This is a genomic window from Streptomyces sp. CB00455, assembly GCF_001905445.1.
Lineage (GTDB): Bacteria > Actinomycetota > Actinomycetes > Streptomycetales > Streptomycetaceae > Streptomyces.
Genome location: NZ_LIVQ01000001.1, coordinates 764,506 through 784,460, shown reverse-complemented (window position 1 = coordinate 784,460; position 19,955 = coordinate 764,506). Strand labels below are relative to the sequence as shown.

At 73.6% G+C, this 19,955-nt stretch carries 17 protein-coding genes; 5 read left to right on the top strand and 12 right to left on the bottom strand.

The window, feature by feature from the left end:
• Positions 1–61: 61 nt before the first annotated feature.
• From AMK16_RS03655 to AMK16_RS03645, 3 genes are read right to left on the bottom strand one after another with little or no spacing between them, the layout of a single operon-like run.
• Positions 62–859 carry a metal ABC transporter solute-binding protein, Zn/Mn family gene (locus AMK16_RS03655; RefSeq protein ID WP_073908422.1) on the bottom strand — a complete coding sequence of 266 codons (798 nt, stop codon included), beginning with the start codon at positions 857–859 and terminating at the stop codon, positions 62–64.
• Entirely contained in the window at positions 817–1,683 is an 867-nt protein-coding gene (locus AMK16_RS03650) for a metal ABC transporter permease (RefSeq protein WP_073908420.1), read from the bottom strand. The genes AMK16_RS03655 and AMK16_RS03650 overlap by 43 nt, the downstream gene beginning before the upstream one ends.
• Positions 1,680–2,315, bottom strand: a complete 636-nt coding sequence (locus AMK16_RS03645) for an ABC transporter ATP-binding protein (protein ID WP_073908419.1) — start codon at positions 2,313–2,315, stop codon at positions 1,680–1,682. Before AMK16_RS03645 ends, AMK16_RS03650 begins: the two co-directional genes overlap by 4 nt.
• A 374-nt stretch (positions 2,316–2,689) precedes the next feature.
• On the opposite strand from AMK16_RS03645, the gene AMK16_RS03640 reads away from it, so the two are divergent.
• Positions 2,690–3,904, top strand: a complete 1,215-nt coding sequence (locus tag AMK16_RS03640; RefSeq protein ID WP_073908417.1) for a S8 family peptidase — start codon at positions 2,690–2,692, stop codon at positions 3,902–3,904.
• Positions 3,905–4,087: 183 nt separating this feature from the next.
• Here AMK16_RS03640 and AMK16_RS03635 read toward each other — a convergent pair whose 3' ends face one another.
• The 8 genes from AMK16_RS03635 to AMK16_RS03600 all read right to left on the bottom strand — a co-directional run bounded on the left by AMK16_RS03635 (position 4,088) and on the right by AMK16_RS03600 (position 15,475).
• Positions 4,088–4,969 carry an ABC transporter substrate-binding protein gene (locus tag AMK16_RS03635; RefSeq protein WP_242438643.1) on the bottom strand — a complete coding sequence of 294 codons (882 nt, stop codon included), beginning with the start codon at positions 4,967–4,969 and terminating at the stop codon, positions 4,088–4,090.
• A 121-nt stretch (positions 4,970–5,090) separates the two neighbouring features.
• On the bottom strand, positions 5,091–7,151 hold the full coding sequence (locus AMK16_RS03630) for an ABC transporter permease subunit (RefSeq protein WP_079191377.1): 2,061 nt from the start codon (positions 7,149–7,151) through the stop codon (positions 5,091–5,093).
• 52 nt (positions 7,152–7,203) lie between these two features.
• Positions 7,204–8,316: a quaternary amine ABC transporter ATP-binding protein gene (locus AMK16_RS03625; RefSeq protein ID WP_073908414.1), complete on the bottom strand. Its 1,113-nt coding sequence runs from the start codon at positions 8,314–8,316 to the stop codon at positions 7,204–7,206.
• Complete coding sequence (locus AMK16_RS03620; RefSeq protein ID WP_079191292.1) at positions 8,313–9,902, bottom strand: GMC family oxidoreductase; 1,590 nt, start codon at positions 9,900–9,902, stop codon at positions 8,313–8,315. The genes AMK16_RS03625 and AMK16_RS03620 overlap by 4 nt, the downstream gene beginning before the upstream one ends.
• Before the next feature lie 13 nt (positions 9,903–9,915).
• On the bottom strand, positions 9,916–11,400 hold the full coding sequence (locus AMK16_RS03615; protein WP_073908413.1) for an aldehyde dehydrogenase family protein: 1,485 nt from the start codon (positions 11,398–11,400) through the stop codon (positions 9,916–9,918).
• Positions 11,401–11,585: 185 nt separating this feature from the next.
• Positions 11,586–12,893, bottom strand: a complete 1,308-nt coding sequence (locus AMK16_RS03610; protein ID WP_073908411.1) for an ion channel protein — start codon at positions 12,891–12,893, stop codon at positions 11,586–11,588.
• Between the two features lie 226 nt (positions 12,894–13,119).
• Positions 13,120–14,457, bottom strand: coding sequence for a ClC family H(+)/Cl(-) exchange transporter (locus AMK16_RS03605; RefSeq protein WP_073908409.1), 1,338 nt, complete (start codon positions 14,455–14,457; stop codon positions 13,120–13,122).
• Between the two features lie 466 nt (positions 14,458–14,923).
• Positions 14,924–15,475 carry a YceI family protein gene (locus AMK16_RS03600; protein WP_073908407.1) on the bottom strand — a complete coding sequence of 184 codons (552 nt, stop codon included), beginning with the start codon at positions 15,473–15,475 and terminating at the stop codon, positions 14,924–14,926.
• Positions 15,476–15,881: 406 nt separating this feature from the next.
• Between AMK16_RS03600 and AMK16_RS03595 the strand changes: the two genes are divergently transcribed.
• Entirely contained in the window at positions 15,882–17,159 is a 1,278-nt protein-coding gene (locus AMK16_RS03595) for a DUF2254 family protein (protein ID WP_073908405.1), read from the top strand.
• Positions 17,160–17,170: 11 nt separating this feature from the next.
• Here the strand turns inward: AMK16_RS03595 and AMK16_RS03590 are convergent, their stop codons facing one another.
• Positions 17,171–17,572 carry an SHOCT domain-containing protein gene (locus tag AMK16_RS03590; RefSeq protein WP_073908403.1) on the bottom strand — a complete coding sequence of 134 codons (402 nt, stop codon included), beginning with the start codon at positions 17,570–17,572 and terminating at the stop codon, positions 17,171–17,173.
• 404 nt (positions 17,573–17,976) lie between these two features.
• On the opposite strand from AMK16_RS03590, the gene sigK reads away from it, so the two are divergent.
• From sigK to AMK16_RS03575, 3 genes are all read left to right on the top strand, one after another.
• Entirely contained in the window at positions 17,977–18,561 is a 585-nt protein-coding gene (gene sigK, locus AMK16_RS03585; protein ID WP_073908401.1) for an ECF RNA polymerase sigma factor SigK, read from the top strand.
• Complete coding sequence (locus AMK16_RS03580; RefSeq protein WP_073908400.1) at positions 18,558–19,304, top strand: anti-sigma factor; 747 nt, start codon at positions 18,558–18,560, stop codon at positions 19,302–19,304. Before sigK ends, AMK16_RS03580 begins: the two co-directional genes overlap by 4 nt.
• A 73-nt stretch (positions 19,305–19,377) precedes the next feature.
• The gene (locus AMK16_RS03575) at positions 19,378–19,863 is read left to right on the top strand and encodes a peroxiredoxin (RefSeq protein WP_073908398.1); all 486 of its coding nucleotides are present in this window, start codon (positions 19,378–19,380) and stop codon (positions 19,861–19,863) included.
• Positions 19,864–19,955: the final 92 nt, after the last annotated feature.

Sequence of the window (19,955 nt, the reverse complement as noted above, 5' to 3'; positions counted from 1 at the left end):
CCCCGGTACCTGCCGGCGGGACCGCCTGCCGTCGTGTCCGCGCGCAGATGCGCCGGACCGCTCAGGAGCCGCCCATGGCCTTCTTCAGCTCGGCCGCGGCGTTGCGGTACACCGGCAGCAGGTCGAGGTCCTCGCCCGGATAGTTGACGATCTTCACCTGCCTGGCTCCCGTGTCGGGCAGCACCGTCCCGGTCGACATGTGGGCGTTGTCCAGGACCAGCGCCGGCTTCTTCGCGGAGAGCTCGGCGAGCTGCGCCGGAGTCACGGCCTCGGGTCCGTAGCTGCCCACGGTGGTGGCGCCCGCGAGCTTCGCGGACCAGGCCGTGAAGACCTGCGTGACGGCGGACGGGCTCGCGCCGCCCGGCCAGGCGGCCCGGAGCTCCTCGTGGAGCTTCGCGTACTCGGCGTCGAAGCCGCCGCGCCACTGCGCGGCGGCGTCACGGGTGCCGAACAGGACGCTCAGCCGGTCCACTTCGGCCTTCGCCTTGTCGGGGTCGTTGTCGAGACCCACCTCGACCAGCTCGGCCTTGGAGCCCGCCGCCTGCCTGATCTTGGCGGCGTACGGTTCGAAGGGCGCGTAGAGCACGAAGTCCGCCTTGGCGACGGCCGCGAGGTCGGAGGGCTTGGGGTCGTAGTCGGGAGCGTGGTGCACCGACTGCGGCACGATGACCTCGATGTCCTCGGCTCCCGCCGCCTTGGCGAAGGCGCCCTCCCAGGTGGTGGTCACCACCACCACGGGCTTGCCGCCGGCCGCCCGGCCGCCTTCCGCGGAGGAGGGCCCGGTGCCGCAGGCCGCGGTCAGGAAGAGGGCTGCGCTCAGTGCGAGGAGGGCAGGGATGTGGACGCGGGTACGCGCCATGAGCTGGTTCTCCGTTCGGGTAGGAAGTGCACGGCGAGGACCAGGGCCCCCGCCGTCAGGACGAGGACGGGGCCGGGCGGCCAGTCCAGCCACAGGGCCAGCAGGAACCCCGTCAGATTGACGACGACGCCGATGCCGACAGCCCAGAGCGCGATCGACTTGAGCGAGCTGCCCAGGCGGCGGGCCGCGAGGGCGGGCAGCAGTGTCAGGGCGTCGACCAGCAGGGCGCCGGTCAGTTTGATCGCCCCGGCGACCGCGATCGCGACCAGCACCAGCAGCGCCGCGGTCAGCGCCCGCACCGGCACGCCCGAACACTGCGCCAGCTCCCGGTCGTACAGCAGCAGGCCGATCTCACGCCGGCGCCACCAGAACAGGCCGGGCACCAGGGCCGCCAGCACCGCCAGGACGGCCAGGTCCGCGCCGGCCACGGACAGGATCGAGCCCCACAACAGGGCGAAGGCACCGGAGGCGTTGACCCCGGAGACGGCCAGGAGCAGGAGCGCGCCGGCGATGGCCAGGCTCATCAGCAGGCCCATCGCACCGGACAGGCCGTCCGGGGTCCGGGCGAGCGGGGCGACACCGGCGCCCGCCAGCGCGCAGGCGACGAGCGCGCACACCATCGGGTCGACCCCGGTGAGCAGGCCGACCGCGATGCCGAGCAGGGCGACGTGCATCATCGCGAAACGCACCGGCATGATGTCCAGTCCGACGATGACCACGCCGATGACGGGCAGTCCCACCGCGGCCAGCAGCAGGGCGATCCCGGCCCGTTGAACGGGCAGGAGCCCCAGGAGTTCGCCGAGATCGGCGGTGGCGAGGGTCACCGGACCTCCCGCAGCCGGCCGGCGGCCATTTCCAGCACGCGGTCGCAGCGCTCCGCGAGCGTGCGGTCGTGGGTCACCACCACCAGGGTCACCGGCAGGGCCGTCAGGACGTCGGCCGCCTCCGCCTGCCCGTCGAAGTCGAGGGCGGCGGTGGGTTCGTCGGCCAGCAGCACCTGGGCGCCGGCAGCGACGCAGCCGATCGCCCGGGCCAGGTACATCCGCTGCAACTGGCCGCCGGAGAGGGTGTGCAGGGGCCGGCCGGTCAGCCCGCCCACCCCGAGGCGGGCAGCCGCTTCGGCGGCGTCCGCCGGTGCGGCACCGGCGGCCAGCAACTCGGAGCCGAGCAGCGGGAAGCGGCCCGCGGCGGGCTTCTGCGGGATCCAGGCGCAGGCGCGCCGCCGCAAGGCCCACTCCGCCGGCGACCGGGCGTCCCGTCCGCCGACCAGGATCGATCCCGCCACCTGCCGGTGCAGTCCGAGCACGGCCCGCAGCAGCGTGGTCTTGCCCGAGCCGTTGGTTCCGGTCAGGGCCACCCGCTCACCGGCCGCGATCTCCAGATCCACACCGGCGACCGCCTCCACCCGCCCGTGCCGGCAGCCCACCTGCCGCATGCGCACATCCAGCCCGCCCATCACACGCCCCCCGCTCCTCGTGGCCGTGCGGGCGCGACGGGACCTCCGCCCACCCACGCTCCAGTAGTCGGACGGAGGGCGCACCGGGTTCCCGGGTCCTGACAACCGTTCGCCTGCGACAGGTCAGTTCGCTAATGCATCGGGAAGATGTCGCGCATGTGTGGGTGATTCGAAGAGTGTGGTCATTGTGCGGGGCTGCGGCGGAGGTCTCTTCGAGAAAGCTCGTCGAACAACCCCCACGGCCGGGACACCCTTGAATCAACCCCGGTAATCGGCAAGGGTTTCGAACGAACCCCCGGAGATCTTCCGGCTCTTCCGGGGGTGCGCGAAAACGCTTTGACGCCCCACACGTCAACACGAGGAGCACCCTCTTCATGTCAACTCGCAAGCACGCCCGCATAGGTTCCCGCGGTTTCCGAACCCTTGCAGTGGCCACGGGAGTTACCACTGCAACCGGCCTGTGCATGATGCTGTCCCCCTTCGCGGGAGCGGCCGCCCCGGCCGAGGGAACGGTGTACGGGCTCGGCGCACCCGGAGCGCTCAGCGGCAGTTACATCGTCATCCTCGACCATGACGCCGACAAGCAGGCGCTCGCCAAGAAGTACGGGGGTGAGCTCAAGCGCAGCTACGGCTCCGCGGTCAACGGCTTCTCCGCGGCCGGGCTCTCGCAGACCGCGGCCAAGCGCCTGGCCGCCGATCCGGCCGTCGGCAAGGTCGTGCAGAACAAGAAGTTCTCCATCAACAGCACCCAGGACAACCCCCCTTCGTGGGGGCTCGACCGGATCGACCAGACCGCGACGGCGGGGGACAAGAAGTACACGTACCCGGACGCGGGCGGTGAGGGCGTCACCGCGTACGTCATCGACACCGGCGTGCGGATCACCCACAAGGACTTCGGCGGCCGCGCCGAGCACGGCTTCGACGCCGTGGACAACGACCAGAGCGCCGATGACGGGAACGGCCACGGCACGCACGTCGCCGGGACGATCGCCGGGCAGTCCCACGGGGTGGCGAAGAAGGCCAAGATCGTGGCCGTGCGCGTGCTCGACGACAACGGGTCGGGCAGCACCGAGCAGGTCGTCGCGGGCATCGACTGGGTGACGCAGCACCACACCGGTCCCTCGGTGGCCAACATGAGCCTGGGCGGCGGCGTCGACGAGGCGCTCGACGAGGCCGTGCGCCGGTCGATCGCCGCGGGTGTCACCTTCGGCGTCGCGGCGGGCAACGAGTCGAGCGACGCGGGACAGGGATCGCCCTCGCGGGTCCGGGAGGCGATCACGGTCGCCTCCAGCACGAACACCGACGCGCAGTCCTCCTTCTCGAACTTCGGCTCCGTGGTGGACCTCTACGCTCCCGGCTCGGACATCACCTCCGACTGGAACGACAGCGACACGGGCACGAAGACCATCTCCGGCACCTCGATGGCGACGCCGCACGTCGTGGGGGCGGCCGCCGTCTACCTGGCCGGCCACCGGGGTGCCTCGCCCGCCCAGGTCGAGCAGGCCCTGACCGCGGGCGCGACCGCAGGCAAGATCACCAACCCGAGCGGCGGAACCCCCAACAAGCTGCTGAAGGTCGCCGCGCAGTAGGCGCGAGCCGGCCGCCCGGCCGCCGAGGCCGTCGCACCCGAGGGGGGGTGCGACGGCCTCGGCCTTCGGCGGCGCCCCGTCCCGGCGGGCGGCCGGGTCCGGCGCCGTGCGCCGGGGGATCGGCGCCCGGGTCCGCGCGGTGCGCCGGGGGAGCGGGGAGCCCGGGTCAGCCCGGCGCGCCGGTCACCGCACCCACGGCTTCCAGACCTGCTCGTTGCGCTCCACCCACTTCTTCGCCGCCTGCTCCGGCGGGAGCTTCTCCTCGGCGATCATCAGAGCCACCTCGTTCTGCTCCTCCACCGTCCAGTGGAACTTCTTCAGGAAGGCCGCCGCCGTCCCGCCCGACCCGGCGAACCGGGTGTTCAGGTACTTCCGCAGCGGCGTGTGGGGGTAGGCGCAGGCCACCTTCTCCGGGTCGGCGTCGCAGCCCTCCTGGTACTCGGGCAGCTTCACCTCCGTCATCGGGACCCGCTCGAACAGCCACTGCGGCTTGTACCAGTAGGTCAGGAACGGCTTGTGCTCCTTGGCGAACTGCTTCATCTGGGTGATCTGCGCCGCCTCGGACCCCGCGAAGACCACCTCGAAGTCCAGGCTCAGGTTCTTCACCAGCGCCTTGTCGTTCGTGACGTACGACGGGGAGCCGTCCATCAGCTGGCCCTTGCCGCGGCTCTCGCCCGTGCGCAGCCGGTCGGCGTACTTGTCGAGGTTCTTCCAGTCCGTGACGTCCGGATGCTCCTCGGCGAAGTACGTCGGGACGAACCAGCCGATGTGGCCGGTCACACCGAGTTCGCCGCCCGGGGTGATGGTCTTCTTCTCCTGGACGTACCGCTTCTCCTGCTCCGGGTGGCCCCAGTCCTCCAGGATCGCGTCGACCCGGCCCTGGCTGAGCGCGTCCCACGCGGGCACCTCGTCCACCTGCACGGTGTCGACGCGGTAGCCCAGCTCGTGTTCCAGAAGGTAGGAGGCGACGGCGGTGTTCGCCTGCGCGCCGACCCAGGACTGGACGGACAGCGTGACGGTCTTCGCGCCCTGCGCGGCGGCGTACGGAGAGGCCTGGCGGGTCATGTCGGCCGCCCCGCAGCCCGTGAGGACGGTGGCGACCGCTCCGGTGGCGAGTGCGACCGCGAGGACGGCCGGGACGCGCCGGCCCCCGCCCCGGCCGGGGCGGTGGTGTCGAACCGGCATGTCAGGCCTCCTTCGCGGGCTGGGTGACGCGGTCGAGCATCAGCCCGAGGCAGACGATCGCGGCGCCGGCCACCAGGCCGGTCGCCAGGTCGCCCTGGGCGAGGCCCAGTACGACGTCGTAGCCGAGGGCGCCGCCGCCGACGAGGCCGCCGATGATGACGACGGCGAGGACCAGGACCACCGCCTGGTTGACGGCGAGCAGCAACGCGGGCCGGGCCAGCGGGAACTGGACCTGGCGCAGCTGCTGCGACCCGGTGGCGCCGAGCGACCGGGCCGACTCCATGGCCGCCGGGCTCACTTCGCGCAGGCCGTCGGCGGTGATGCGGACGACGGCGGGCAGCGCGTAGACGACGGCGGCCGCGGCGGCCGGTGCGCGGCCGACGCCGAACAGCGCGACCACGGGGATGAGATAGACGAACTGCGGCATGGTCTGGCAGACGTCGAGCACCGGACGCAGCATCCGCTGGAGGCGGGAGCTGCGGGCGGCTGCGACAGCGATCGCGAAGCCGAGGACGAGGGTGACGGCGACGGCGGCCAGCACCTGCGACAGGGTGTCGAGGGAGGGCTCCCACACCCCCAGCACACCGATGGCGGCCAGGGCGAGGACGGCGGTCAGGGCCGTGCGCCAGGTCCCGGCGAGCAGGCCGAGCGCGGCGACCAGGAGCAGCAGCAGCCACCAGGGCGCGGCCTGCAGCCCGGACCGCAGGGGGTCGAGGATCCAGCCGGTGAAGCGGGCCGCCCAGTCGGCGGTGCCGCCGATGACGGGCACCCCGGAGTAGAGGTGGTCCGTCATCCAGGCGACGGCCCGGTTGACGGGCTCCGCTATCGGCACCGTCCAGGAGCCGGGCCACAGGGAGGCTCCGGCCATGCGGCCCGCCACCGCGACGGCGACGGCCGCGAGGAGCGTGAGCAGCCTGCCGTACCAGCCGGCGAACACCCGGCGCAGCAGCGACGGCTCGCAGGGGGCGACGGCGGGGTTGCCCAGGCGGCGGCCCGCCGCGTCGGCGGTGCGGTCGAGGACCACCGCGAGCAGCACGATGGGGATGCCGGCCGCGAGGGCCGCGCCGACGTCGACCGAGGCGAGGGCCTGGTAGACCCGGTCGCCGAGGCCGCCCGCACCGATCACGGAGGCGATGACGGCCATCGAGAGCGCCATCATGATGGCCTGGTTGACGCCCAGCAGGAGCTGCCGGCGGGCGAGCGGGAGCCGCGCGGTGAGCAGGCGCTGACGCCCGGTCGCGCCGAGCGAGGCCGCGGCCTCCAGCACCCCGGCATCGGCCTCGCGCAGGCCGAGCGCGGTCAGCCGGGCCATGGGCGGGGCCGCGTACACCACGGTGGCGAGGACGGCGGCGGGCACACCGATGCCGAAGACCAGGACCATCGGCAGCAGGTAGGCGAAGGCGGGCAGCACCTGCATGGTGTCGAGCACCGGGCGCAGCGCACGGTCGGCGCGCGCCGAGAGGCCGGCCGCAAGACCGAGGAGAGCGCCGACCACGACGGAGGCGGCCACGGCCACCACCATGAGCGCGAGGGTCTGCATCGTCGGCACCCACATGCCGAGCAGCCCGCAGGCGGCGAAGGCGGCCACGCAGGTCAGGGCGAGCCGGACGCCCGCCAGCCGCAGGGCGGTCAGGCCGGCCAGAGCGGTCACCCCGGCCCAGCCGGCGCCGAGCAGGACGACGTACACCGCGCGGACGGACACGACCACGGCGTTGCTGACGTGCCCGAAGAAGTAGAGGAAGAGCGGATGGCTGTCGCGGTTGTCGATGATCCAGTCGCCGGCCCGGCCCAGCGGCCCGGACACGTCGACGGCCAGGGCGGAGGGCCAGCTTCCGGCGCCGGGGAAGAGCAGCGCGAGCGGCAACAGCAGCGCCGCGGCGACGACGAGGGGCAGGAACCTGCGGCCGGCGCGGTGGTGGAGCAGGACCCTGCGCCGTCTGCCCGGCGCGCCGGCGTCCGCGGCGGACCGGGGGCGGCCGGGCTGCTCGCCGCCGCCCTGCCGCTGCGCGTCACCGGCCCCGGTGCGCTGGTCGGGATCCCGTACGGGTGTGGTGGTGGTCATCCGCACCACCGCCCGGTACCGGGGACAGGGGCGGCGCAGGGGGCGGGGCGCATCATGCCGCCACCCCCCGGCCCGTCGCCGGCGGCAGGCCGGCCACCACCGCGAGCAGCCCGGCGTCGTCGACGACGCCCAGGCACCGGCCGTGGTCGACGACCCGCGCGGGCCCACCGCTGCGGGCCACCGCCTCGATGGCCTCCACCACGGTGGTGGCCGGGGTGAGCGCGGGCCCCTGCCCGGCTTCGCCGGCCGCCACCGGGCGCATCGCGCTGCGCACGGTGAGCACCTGCTCCCGCGGCACGTCGCGGACGAAGTCCCGTACGTAGTCGTCGGCGGGCGAGCCGACGATCTCCTCGGGGGTGCCGAGCTGCACGATCCGGCCGTCGCGCATCAGGGCGATCCGGTCGCCCAGGCGCAGCGCTTCGGACAGGTCGTGGGTGATGAAGACCATCGTGCGGCCTTCGTCGTGGTGGAGCCGGGCCACCTCGTCCTGCATCTCGCGGCGGATCAGCGGGTCCAGCGCGCTGAACGGCTCGTCGAAGAGGAGGACTTCGGGGTCGGCAGCCAGTGCGCGCGCCAGCCCCACCCGCTGCTGCTGACCGCCCGAGAGCTGGCCGGGGCGGCGGTCCTCCAGGCCGTCCAGGCCTACCTTGGCGACCATCTCGGCCGCCTTGGCGCGCCGGTCGGCGCGGCCCATGCCCTGGATCTCCAGACCGTAGGCGACGTTGTCCAGGACGCTGCGGTGCGGCAGCAGCCCGAAGTGCTGGAAGACCATGGCGGCGCGGTGGCGGCGCAGCTCGCGCAGCCGGGCCGCATTCATGGCGAGGACGTCCTCGCCGTCGATGGCCAGGGTCCCGGCCGTCGGCTCGATCAGCCGGGTCAGACAGCGCACCAGCGTGGACTTGCCGGAGCCGGACAGGCCCATGACGACGAAGACCTCGCCCCTGCGGACGTCGAAGGTGACGTCCCGCACCGCCGCGGTGCAGCCGGTCCGCTCGCGCAGCTCGGCCGGGGACAGCGCGGCGTCCTCGGAGCCGGGCACCTTGGCGGCCTTGCGCGCGGGGCCGAAGACCTTCCACAGACCGTCGACGCAGAAGACCGGAGAGCTCCCGGAGCCGGACGCGCCGCCGGCGCCGGCCGTGAGGCCACCGGGGTGGACCGCGGTCACCGGACCTCACCACCCAGCAGCTCCGCGGCCTTCTCGCCGACCATGAGTACTCCGATCATCGGGTTGACCGCGGGCATCGTCGGGAAGACGGAGGCATCCGCGATGCGGATGCCCTCCAGGCCCCTTACCTTCAAGTCGGGCCCCACCACGGCCCTTTCGTCACCGGGGGCGCCCATCTTGCAGGTGCCGGCCGGGTGGTAGACGGTGTGCGCCACCGAACGGGCGTACGCGCTCAGCGCCTCGTCGTCGGTCATCTCCGGGCCCGGGCACACCTCGCGCTTCAGCCAGCCCGCCAGCGGCTCGGCGGCGGCGATGCGGCGGGCCAGCTTGATGCCGTCCACCAGGGTCCGGGCGTCGTAGTCGTCCTCGTCCGTGAAGTAGCGGAAGTCCAGGGCCGGCTTGACGGCCGGGTCCGCACTGGTGAGGTAGAGCCGGCCGCGGCTGCGCGGCTTGGGGATGTTCGGGGTCAACGACACACCGTGCGCGGGCCGTTCGTAGCCGAGGCGCTCGGGGTTGTCGGTGAAAGGGATCTGGTAGAAGTGGAACATCAGGTCCGGACCGGGCGAAGCAGGGTCGCGCCGGACGAAGAGCCCCGCGTCGCTGTCCATCGCCGAGTTCTCCGGGATGGGCCCGTCCGTCTCCCAGACGATCACCGACTCCGGGTGGTCGAGGAGGTTCTCGCCTACGCCCGGCAGGTCGTGGACCACCGGGATGCCGAGGGCCTCCAGGTCCTCGCGGGGTCCTATCCCGGAGTGCAGCAGGAGCCGCGGGGTGTCCACCGCGCCCGCGCACACCAGTACCTCGCGGCGGGCGGTGACCAGCGACTCGGTGCCGTCCGCGGCGCGGACGTGCACGCCGCACACCCGGGTGCCGTCCAGCTCCAGCCGGTAGGCCCAGGTCTCCAGCCAGATCCGCAGGTTGGGCCGGTCGTCCATGACCGGGTGGAGGTAGGCGACCGACGCCGAGGAGCGCTTGTTGTCCTCCGGGTGGTAGGCGAGGTCGAAGAAACCGGCGCCCTCGTGGAACGGCCCCCGGTTGAAGCCTTCGACCAAGGGCACGCCCAGCGCGTCCTGGGCGGCCTCCACGAAGTCGCGGGCGATGGCGTTGCGGTCCGCCTGGTCGACCGGCACGATGTTGTTGAGGAGCCGGTCGAAGTACGGGTCCATCGCGGCCGAGTGCCATCCCTCGGCGCCCGCCTCCGCCCACTCGTCCCAGTCCGAGGGCAGCGGCTTGAAGGCGATGAGGGTGTTGTGCGAAGAGCACCCGCCCAGGACCCGGGCCCGGCTGTGCCGGATGTGCGAATTGCCGCGCGGCTGCTCGGTGGTGGGGTAGTCGTAGTCGAGGTCGCCGCCGAGCAGGCCCATCCAGCGGCGCAGCGTGAGGACGTCGGGGCGGTCGACGTCGCTGGGGCCGCCCTCGATGACGGCGACGGTGACGTCCGGGTCCTCGGTGAGGCGCGAGGCGATCACCGAGCCGGCGGTGCCGCCGCCGACGACGACGTAGTCGTATTCGTGAACGGGCGCGTCCGCGGGTGCGCCCTCGCCCTCGCGCTCGTGCAGGGCGTGGTGCGTGGTGGTCGTGTTCATGGGTCCTCCTGCCTCAGCCCGCGAACCAGCGCACGGGGCGCGGGGCGAGGTTCTGGTACACGTGCTTGGTCTCGCGGTACTCGGCCAGACCGGCCGGCCCCAGTTCACGCCCGATGCCGGACTTCCCGAAACCGCCCCACTCGGCCTGCGGCAGGTAGGGGTGGAAGTCGTTGATCCAGACGGTGCCGTGGCGCAGCCGGCCGGCCACGCGGCGGGCGCGCCCCTGGTCCGACGTCCAGACGCCGCCGGCCAGTCCGTACTCGGTGTCGTTGGCGAGCGCGACGGCCTCGTCCTCGGTACGGAAGGTCTCCACGGTCAGGACCGGTCCGAAGACCTCCTCGCGGACGACGCGCATGCGGCGGTGGCAGCGGTCGAGAACGGTGGGGCGGTAGAAGTAGCCCGGCCCGTCCGGCCGTTCGCCCCCGGCCCGCAGCACGGCGCCCTCGGCGAGCGCGGAGGCAACGTAGGACTCGGTGCGCTCGCGCTGGGCGGCGGAGACCAGCGGTCCGCATTCGACGCCCGGGTCGGTGCCGCGGCCGATACGGATCTTCTCGGCGCGACGGGCGAGTTCGGCGACGAAGCGCTCGCGCAGCGGTTCTTCGACGATCAGGCGCGCGCCCGCCGAGCACACCTGCCCGCTGTGCATGAAGGCGGCATTCAGCGCCTGGTCGACGGCGGTGTCGAAGCCGTCCTCGGTGGCGCAGGCGTCGGCGAAGACGACGTTCGGGTTCTTGCCGCCGAGTTCGAGGGCGACCTTCTTGACCGTCTCGGCGGCGGCGCGCATGACCTTCGTACCACTGGCGAGGCCGCCGGTGAAGGAGATCAGGTCCACGTCGGGGTGGGCGGCGAGGCGCGCACCGACCGGATCGCCCGGCCCGGTGACCAGATTGGCCACTCCGGCCGGCAGGCCCGCCTCCACCAGCAGCTCGATGAGGGCCACTGTGGACAGCGGGGTGATCTCGCTCGGTTTGATGACGAAGGTGTTGCCCGCCGCCAGGGCCGGGGCGACCTTCCAGCTGGCCTGGAGCAGCGGGTAGTTCCACGGGGTGATCAGGGCGCAGACCCCGACCGGTTCGTGGACGACGACACTGTGGATGTCGGGTGACCCGGCGTCCACCACCCGGCCGGCGCCCTCACCGATCACGAGGTCGGCGAAGTAGCGGAAGGCGTCGCTGACGCAGTCCACGTCGATGCGGCCCTCTTCGAGGGTCTTTCCGGCGTCCCGGCTCTCCAGGAGCCCGATGCGCTCGCGGTCACGCTGGAGCAGGTCGGCCGTGCGGCGCAGCAGCGCCGCCCGCTCGGCGACCGGGGTCCCGGGCCACTCTCCGCCGTCGAAGGCGAGCCGGGCGGCGCTGACCGCGGCGTCGGTGTCGGCGGTGCCGCCCTCGGCGACCACCGCGAGGACGGTGCCGTCCGCCGGGTCCAGGACCTCCCGTGAGGCTCCTGAGGCCGCGGACCGCCATGTCCCGGCCGTATGAATGGTCTTGTGCTCCGACACGACGCGCTGTACCTCCGATTGCGCCACCGCGGCGGACCCACGGCGAGCTCGTAATCGCCGCGCATGCCCCCGCCCCCCGCGATCATGTCCCACCAGTCACTCGAAGTGGCCGGAGTCACGCCCGGAGCGTGCGTACGGGAGGCTCCGGATGCCGGAAGGGCCGGGCTGCGCGAGGGAACGGTCACTCAGCGCAACGGTGCACCGGCATCGTCCAGTTGCATCTGCGGGCGGCCGGTCACCAGCAGCCAGCCCGGCAGCAGCGCCACGGACAACAGCGGCAGCAGACCGGGATCCGGGGCGAGGATCGCGGCGGTGAACAGGCTCACCCAGCCCTGCCGGGTAACGGCCAGCAGCACGCCGAGGACCCCGCAGGTCACCCCAACGGCCGGCTGCACCCCGGGCACCAGGGCGTGCGCGGCCAGGCCGAACGCGACCCCGACGAAGACGGACGGGAAGATCCGCCCGCCGCGGAAGCCGGAGCCACAGGCGACCAGCACGGCGGCGAGCTTCACCACGCTCATCAGGGCGAGCGAGCCTGCCGAGTACGCGCCCGGATCGGCCGCCAGCTCGCCGATCTGCTCCAACCCTTTGAAGAGGGTGAGCCGGCCCCCGAGCGCCCCGAGCAGCCCCAGCACCACACCGCCCAGGGTCAGCGCGAGCACGGGGTGCGGCAGCAGCCGGAAGAGGCGGTGGACGTGCGGGAACGCGTATACGCCGGCCATGCCGAGCGCGGCCGCCGCCGTCGCGATCACGAGCGCGGCGAGCAGGTCGGGCCAGTGCGGGCCGACCAGGCGCGGCAGGGACAGGCCGAAGACGGGAGCGGCGACCAGCGTGCTCGTCAGCCCGCCCGCACCCGCCGCGATCAGCGGGGCGAAGAGCTGGTCCCAGAGGGTGGGCGCCCGCCCGCCCGGCACGGCCGGCCCCTGCCGGGGAGCGGCCGCGATGGATTCCGTGAGGATCAGCACGGCCGCGACCGGGGTCCCGAACAGCGCCCCCACCGTCCCCGCCGCGCCCAGCGCCACCCACACCTGCGGCGGCCGGGCGGACGAGATCCGCCGGCCGAGCCAGCAGGCGAGGGCGATGTTCACGGCGGTGATCGGATTCTCCGGGCCCAGGCTCACCCCGCCGGCCAGGGACAGCGCGGTCGCCAGCAGCAGTCCGGGAACCACCGCGGGTGCCAGGGGCGCATCCACCAGCCCGGTGGTCGCCGGGTCGGGCCCGGCGTGCCCGTGGACCTTCCCCACCACGATCCCGACGGCGAGACCGGTCGCCGTCAGCACGGCCAGGATCCACGCGACGGACCAGCGCCCGACGCCGATCGCATCGGGCAGGGTCTGCCACAGCACGTTCTTCAGCAGGTCGGCCACTTCGCTCACGCCGTAGAGCAGCAGGCTCGAACCGACGCCGATGACGAGGGCGGGCAGGACGAGGGGGAGCAGTGCCCGGGCCGGGGAGGGCCGGGGGGCCGCGACGGGCTGTGCGGGGGCGGTCACCGGAACAACGTAGCGGTGAATCACCCGAAAACCCCTCAAATGCCATCATGTGCCCGTCGGGGGCAGAGCGGCCCGGCGCCGGGCCCCTTACGGCCAGTCAGCTCTCCTTGAGCAGGGCGCAAGCGAGGTCCTCCCGCACCGTGCGGAGCCGGGCCGGCGGGGCGGGCTTGTTGTCCTTGCCGGTCCGGGTGGTGACGGAGAGGGCCAGCGACCGAATGCCGACGCCTCAGGAGGAACGGGCGCCGCGCAGGCGCAGGGTGTCGTAGACGGGGGCGCATCCCATCCGGTCGGCGGTCAGGGCCGCGGCGAAGCAGGCCGTCAGCAGCGGCACGAGCAGGGAGGTGGCCCCCGTCATCTCGACGACGAGCACCAGTCCCGTGACGGGCGCGCGGACGACGGCGGCGAACAGTGCGGCCATGCCGAGGACCGCGAAGACCACCGCGCCCGAAGGCGGGGCCGCACCCGGGACCGCGCTCACGACCGCGCCCGAAACCGTACCGGCGCCCGCTCCGGGCAGGAGCGGCGCCGCCAGCCCGTGGACGAGCGCCCCCCACAGGGCCCCCAGGGCCAGCAGGGGAGCGAACAGGCCGCCCGGTGCGCCGGAGGCATAGCTGAGCGGGCCGGCCACGAACCGCACCACGAGGTAACCGGCCAGGAGGGGGACCACGGGGACCTCGCCGCCCAGCAGCCGCCCGCTCAGCGGGTCACCACCGCCGGCCAGCGCCGGGTCGATGCCGAGCAGGAGGCCGACCACGCCCCCGATGACGGCCGCCCGGGCGACCGGCGGGACCAGGGTGACGCGGTCGCAGACGGCGAGGGCCCCGACGACGAGGCGGCTGTAGGCCACCCCCACGACGCCCGTGGCCGCGCCGAACAGCAGGAAGACGGGCAGCAGCGCGAGAGGCGGCCCGACCGGGGCCGCGACCGGGAAGAGGGGCCTGCCGTCCACCAGGAGCCGGGAGCACCCGACGGCCGTGGCGGTACCGATGAGCGTGACGAGGACCAGCCGCGCCCGGACCACCCGGGTCACCTCCTCGCAGACGAACAGCACTCCGCCGAGGGGCGCGGTGAAGGCCACCGCCAGACCCGCGCCGCCGAGGGAGGTGTGCAGGAGGGTCACGTCCCCGGCGCCCATCCGCGCACGGCGCCCCGCCTCCGCCCCGATCACCGCGCCCATGTGCACCGTCGGGCCTTCCCGCCCGAGCACCAGCCCCGAGCCCAGGGCGATCAGGCCGCCGGCGTACTTGGCCGGCAGGAGCCACGGTGATCCGGGCGGCCGCTCCCCGCGCCACACGGCCTCGACGTCCTGGATGCCGCTGCCCGCGGAGCGGGGGACCCGCCGTGCGATCGCGCACGCGAGGGCCGCTCCCGCCGCCGTGAGCAGGACGGGAAGCAGCCAGACCGGGCAGCCGAGCCGCTCGGCGGCCCCGGGCAGCGAACCGCGCAGCTCCTCCGCCCGTGCCAGGCACCAGCGGAAGCTGCCGCCCACCAGCCCGACGAGGCAGCCGGCGACCGCCGCGACGAGATGGACGGCGGCGCCGCCGCCACGGGAAGTACCGGCCATGCACAGACCTCCGCCGAGCCGTGGGTTCGCGTCCGCCCGAGACTGGCCCGCCGTCGGCGCGACGCGTCGGACGTCGCCACGGCCCCGCCGCAGCCCGCCCCGACCGGACCAACGGCAGCGCCCCGCCGCGGCGGCGGCCGACCACACCTCACCGCGTGCGGCGGCCCGGACCCGGCCCGCCCGGCGGCACAACGGCGTCTCCACGCCGGGCGGTTCACGGCGGCCGGGACGGTGCACCCACGGGCCGCCCGGCCGGGGTGAACGGACCGACCACGCCGTCGATCCGGCAAACCACCCGGTTGCTGTGCGGCGTCATCGCCTTCGTCTCGCCCCCGGCCGCGGTGCTTGCCCTGCGGCACCCCGCGCAGGCCCGGCAGCCGGCGCCGGTGGAGCCGGTCCCCTTCCCGAGGGCATGCTGCGTGCCTGCCGCCGCTACTACTCCGCTCCGGCGCGCCGAGTGGCCGCGTCAGGGCTGCCGGATCGCGGACACCTCGAACTCCAGCACCACCTTGTCTCCGACCAGGACGCCGCCGCCCTCCAGCGCGGCGTTCCAGGTGATCCCGAACTCCTTGCGGCTGATCGGCACCGAGCCCTCGAAGCCGACGCGCAGGTTGCCGAACGGGTCCTGGGCGCTGCCCTGGAACTCGAAGTCGATGTCGATGGGCCGGGTGACGTCCTTGATGGTGAGGTCGCCGGTCACCCGGAAATGCGTGCTGTCGAGCTGCTCCACGCCGGTGGACGCGAAGGTGATGTCCGGGTAGGTCGGCGCGTCCAGGAAGTCGTTGGTGCGCAGGTGGCCGTCACGCTGCTCGTTGCGGGTGTCGATGCTCGCGGTCTTGATGGTGACGGACACCTGGGACTTGGATGGGTCCTCACCGTCGAAGTGCCCGGTGCCCTCGAACTCGTTGAACGCGCCCCGGACCTTGGTGACCATGGCGTGCCGTGCCACGAACCCGATCTGGGTGTGGTCGGGGTCGACGACGTAGTCGCCGGTGAGTGAGGCGAGGGGGGTGGTCATGGACCTGCTCCGCGGGGTCTCGGGGACGCGTGGACGAGGACGACGCGCCCACGCTAGCCAGGCCCGTCGTGAGGGGCGTCCGACCGCGCCCGCACGTCACCCGATCGGCCCGGGCACACCGGGCCGCCGCCTGCCGAGGCTCGTAGCCCCTGCCCGCCGCCTGCCGCCTGCCGCCTGCCGCCCGCCGTACGAACGCCCGCCGTACGAACGCCGGGGCCCGCCGTACGGTCGCCGCGCCCCCCACCCGTCCGTACCCTCCGTGCGGCGGGCCCCCGTTCGGCCGCAGCCGCCACCGCCGTCCGGCGGCCCCTGCGGGCCCGTGCGGCATTGCGCCGCCCGCTCCGTCCGCTCCCGTGGTTGCATCTCCAGCCGGGCCCGCGTCCGCCGGGACCGGTGAGGAGGCCGGATGTCCGGCGCGGCCGAGGATCCCGGGCGGCACGCCTCCGCCCGGAAGCGGCGGCGGGTCGGGCGGAGCCCGCTGTTCCATGGCCGCACGCGTGCCGTGCGCCGGGACCTGTCACAGCTCGTCTGCGCCCTCGCCGGGCTGGGGCTGGGCCTGCCGGCACCGCTCATCACGGGGGGACCGCAGGTGAACGCCGGACGGGTGGTCAGCCTGCTGTTCACCCTCGGCTTCGGCGTCATCAGCCTGGTCAGCATCATCTACTCCATGCTGTTCCTGGTGGTGCAGTTCTCCGCCAGCACCTTCACGCCCCGCCTCGGGCTCTTCCGGGACGAGCCGATCGTCTGGCGCACCTTCGCCTTCACCGTCGGGGTGTTCGTCTTCACCATCACGGCCGGTCTCACCATCGGGACCCGCGGCACCGTCTCCGTGCTCGTGCCCTGCGCCGCCATGATCCTCGCGCTGGTCGCCCTCGCTCTGATGCGGACGCTCCAGATGAGGGCCTTCAGCTCGATCCAGCTCGCCCACTCCCTGACCGCCATCGTCACCCGGGCGCACCGGCTCTTCGACGCGCTGTACGTGCGGCCGTACGATCCGGGCCGGGCGCCCGCCGCGCCGGCCCCCCAGACCCCGGCCCCGTCGGCGGCGGTCGTCACGGTCCGGTGGTCCGGGCCGTCCGCCGTGCTCCAGCAGATCGACGCCCGCTCGCTCATCCGCACGGCGCAGGAGCACGACTGCACGCTCGCGTTCCGGGCGGCCCCGGGGACGACCCTCTGGCAGGGCCGGCCCCTCGTCGACGTCACGGGCGGCCCGATGCCGGACACGGCACTGCGCGACACCATGGTGACCGGCGTCGAGCGCACCTTCGACCAGGATCCCGAGCTGCCGCTGCGCCTCCTGGCCGACATCGCCTTGCGGGCACTGTCCCCGGCCGTGAACGACCCGGCCACGGCGGTGGAGAGCATGGACCGTATGGAGGACCTGCTGGGACGGCTCGCCGGCCGCGATCTGGAAGTCGGCCGGTTCACCGACGGGACGGGCCGGACGAGGCTGACCGTTCCGCTGCCCGACTGGGACCGGTACGTCCGCACCGCCCTCGACGAACTCCTCTTCGCCGCCGCCGGCTCCCCGATGGCCCTGCGCCGCCTGCGCACCCTGCTGGCCCGGCTGGCCGAGCAGAGCCCGCCCGGCCGGCGTGCCGTCCTGGAGGAGCGGCTGCACTGGGCCGACGGGGCGGGAAACGCTGCCTACCCGCTCGTCTGGGCGGCCTCCGAAGGCCGTTAGCAGCGCCTGCCTCAGGCCAGGACCTTGGCCTTGGCGCGCTCGTACTCCTCCGCAGTGATGTCGCCCTTGTCTTTGAGCGCGGAGAGCCGGTGCAGTTCCTCCGCCGGACTGGCACCGGTGCCCGTGCCGGTGCCGGCCGCGCTCTGGACGTACTGCCGGAAGGACTCCTCCTGGGCCTTGAGCTGCCTCGCGTCCCGCTCGTGCATGCTGCTGCCGCGCACGATGAGGTAGATGAGCACACCGAGGTACGGCAGCAGGAGGATCACGATCAGCCATGCCGCCTTCGCCCAGCCGTTGAGGCCCGGGTCACGGAAGATGTCCGTGATGACCTTGAAGAGCAGGAAGAACCACATGACCCAGAGGAAGATCCACAACATCGTCCAGAACAGGTTGAGAAGCGGGTAGTCGTCCATGCTCGACTCCGATCATGCCGCTGGTCCTCCATTCATACCCCCGGCCCGATCACCCCGCATGCGGGGCCGTGCGGGAGGCGCTGCCACAACCGGGAGCCCCGCCCGCCCGATGGAGGGTGCGGGGCGACGAAGCCGCCGCACCGAGCCGCCGACAGCGCCGGCGCATCCTGGCGGGGCACCTCCCTCCCTCGGTGCTCGCGTTCTGGCCGGCGGACCAATCCGTCCGCGCGCCCGCTCCGAAGCAAGGGCAGGACCGCACCGAAGCGAGCCCGCGGCCGGCCCCACCGGCACCAGGGGGCCGGTCCTTTCGTCAGTGAAGGACTGCTCATGCGATGGATCCACGACCGCGGGCACCTCGCCGCCGCGGCGCGGCGCCCGGTACCGCAGTTCGGGAAGGAGTGCCCGTGAGGCAGCCCCTGCCGTTCGCCGGCCACAGCTCCGCCGGCCCCGGGCTGGAGGAGGTGATGGAGCTGGTGGCCCGCGGCGACAAGGACGCTTTCGCCACCCTCTACGACGCCGTCGCCGGCACCGTCTTCGGGATCGCGCTACGCGTCGTACGGGACCGCGCGCAGTCGGAGGAGGTGGCGCAGGAGGTGATGATCGACCTGTGGCGCCAGGCCGCCCGCTACCGCCCCGAGCAGGGTTCCGTCATGACGTGGGCGGCCACCATCGCCCACCGCCGCGCCATCGACCGGGTCCGTTCCGCCCAGGCCGCCGCGAACCGCGACCACGACACGGCCGTACGGGACGGGCAGCGGCCCTACGACGAGGTCGTCGAGCAGGTGGAGAAGCGCCTGGAGGGGGAGCAGGTGCGCCGCTGCATGGGCGGTCTGACCGAGCTGCAGCGCGAGGCCGTCACGCTCGCCTACTACCAGGGCCTGACCTACCGCGAGGTCGCGGAAACGCTGGGGACCCCGCTCCCCACCATCAAGACCCGTATGCGCGACGGACTCATCCGGCTGCGCGACTGCATGGGGGTGACCACATGAAGCACGAAGCGGACCTGCACACCCTCACCGGCGCGTACGCCCTCGACGCACTCACCGGCGAGGAACACGAGGCCTTCAGCGCGCACTTGGCGCACTGCGCCTCCTGCCTCCAGGAGGTGGCGGGCTTCGCGGCGACCTCCGCCCGGCTGGCGGCAGCCGTCGCCGTGCCTGCGCCGCCGGGGATGAAGCAGACGGTCCTGCGCCGCATCGACACCGTCCGCCGCCTCCCCCCGCACACCCGGGCGGCCAAACCGGCCAGGCTGGCCGCGGTCCTGACGCGCCGGACGGGGCCGTTCGTCATCGCGGCCTGCGTCGCCGCCGCGACGGCCTTCGGCGGGCTGGCCGCCTGGCAGCACCAGCAGGCGGACCAGGCCCGGCTGGCGGCCCGGCACGCCGAGCGCCAGGTCCGGGACCTGGCCGCCGTCATGGCCGCCCCGGACGCCCGGACGGTGCACGGCCGCACCAGCGGCGGCGCCGCCGCCTCCGTGGTGACCTCGGCGCGGCTGAACAAGTCGGTCTTCGTGGGGTCCGGCATGCCGGCCGCCCCCGCCGGCAAGGCCTACCAGTTGTGGTTCGACGACCACGGCACCATGCGCCCGGCCGGCTTGCTGCGGCACGACGGAGCCGTCCTCATGGACGGAGACCCCGGCCGGGCTCGCGCGGTCGGCCTGACCCTCGAACCGGCGGGCGGCTCCCCCCGGCCCACCACCGCGCCGCTGATGCTCCTGAACCTTCCCGCGTGAGCCCGCGCGCAAGTAGGGCAGACTCGGTGCTCCCACCACCTGCCACCGCTACCGCTACCGAAGGAACGACTCCATGGGCCGCACCCCCGCAGTGGGCGACATCATCGGCGACTTCTCCCTGCCCGGAGGCTGCCTCACGGAGGACCGCTTCGAGCGGGGGGACTACAGCCTCCGGGAGCAGCGGGGGAAGCCGGTGGTGCTGGCCTTCTACCCCGGGGACAACACCCCCGTCTGCACGGCGCAGTTGTGCTCCTACTCGGACGGGCTCGAAGACCTCCGGTCCTGCGGCGCCACCGTCTGGGGCATCAGCCCGCAGGATGTCGACAGCCACGAGCGGTTCGCCCGCGAGCGGGGGCTGCGGATACCGCTGCTCGCCGACGCGGAGCGGAGCGTCGCCCGTGCCTTCGGCATCGACGCGCCCCTCATCGGCCTGCGCCGCTCCGTCTTCATCGTCGCGCCGGACGGCAGGCTGCACTGGAAGCGCGTGGGCACTCTCGGTGCGACCTTCCCCGCCGCCAAGGTCCTGGCCGAACAACTCGCCACCGCCGGCGCACGCTGACCTCGGGCGACCTCGGGCGACCTCGGGGACCTCGGGCGACCTCGGGCGACCTCGGGGACTTCGGGCGACCTCGGGGACCGCGGGCGACCTCC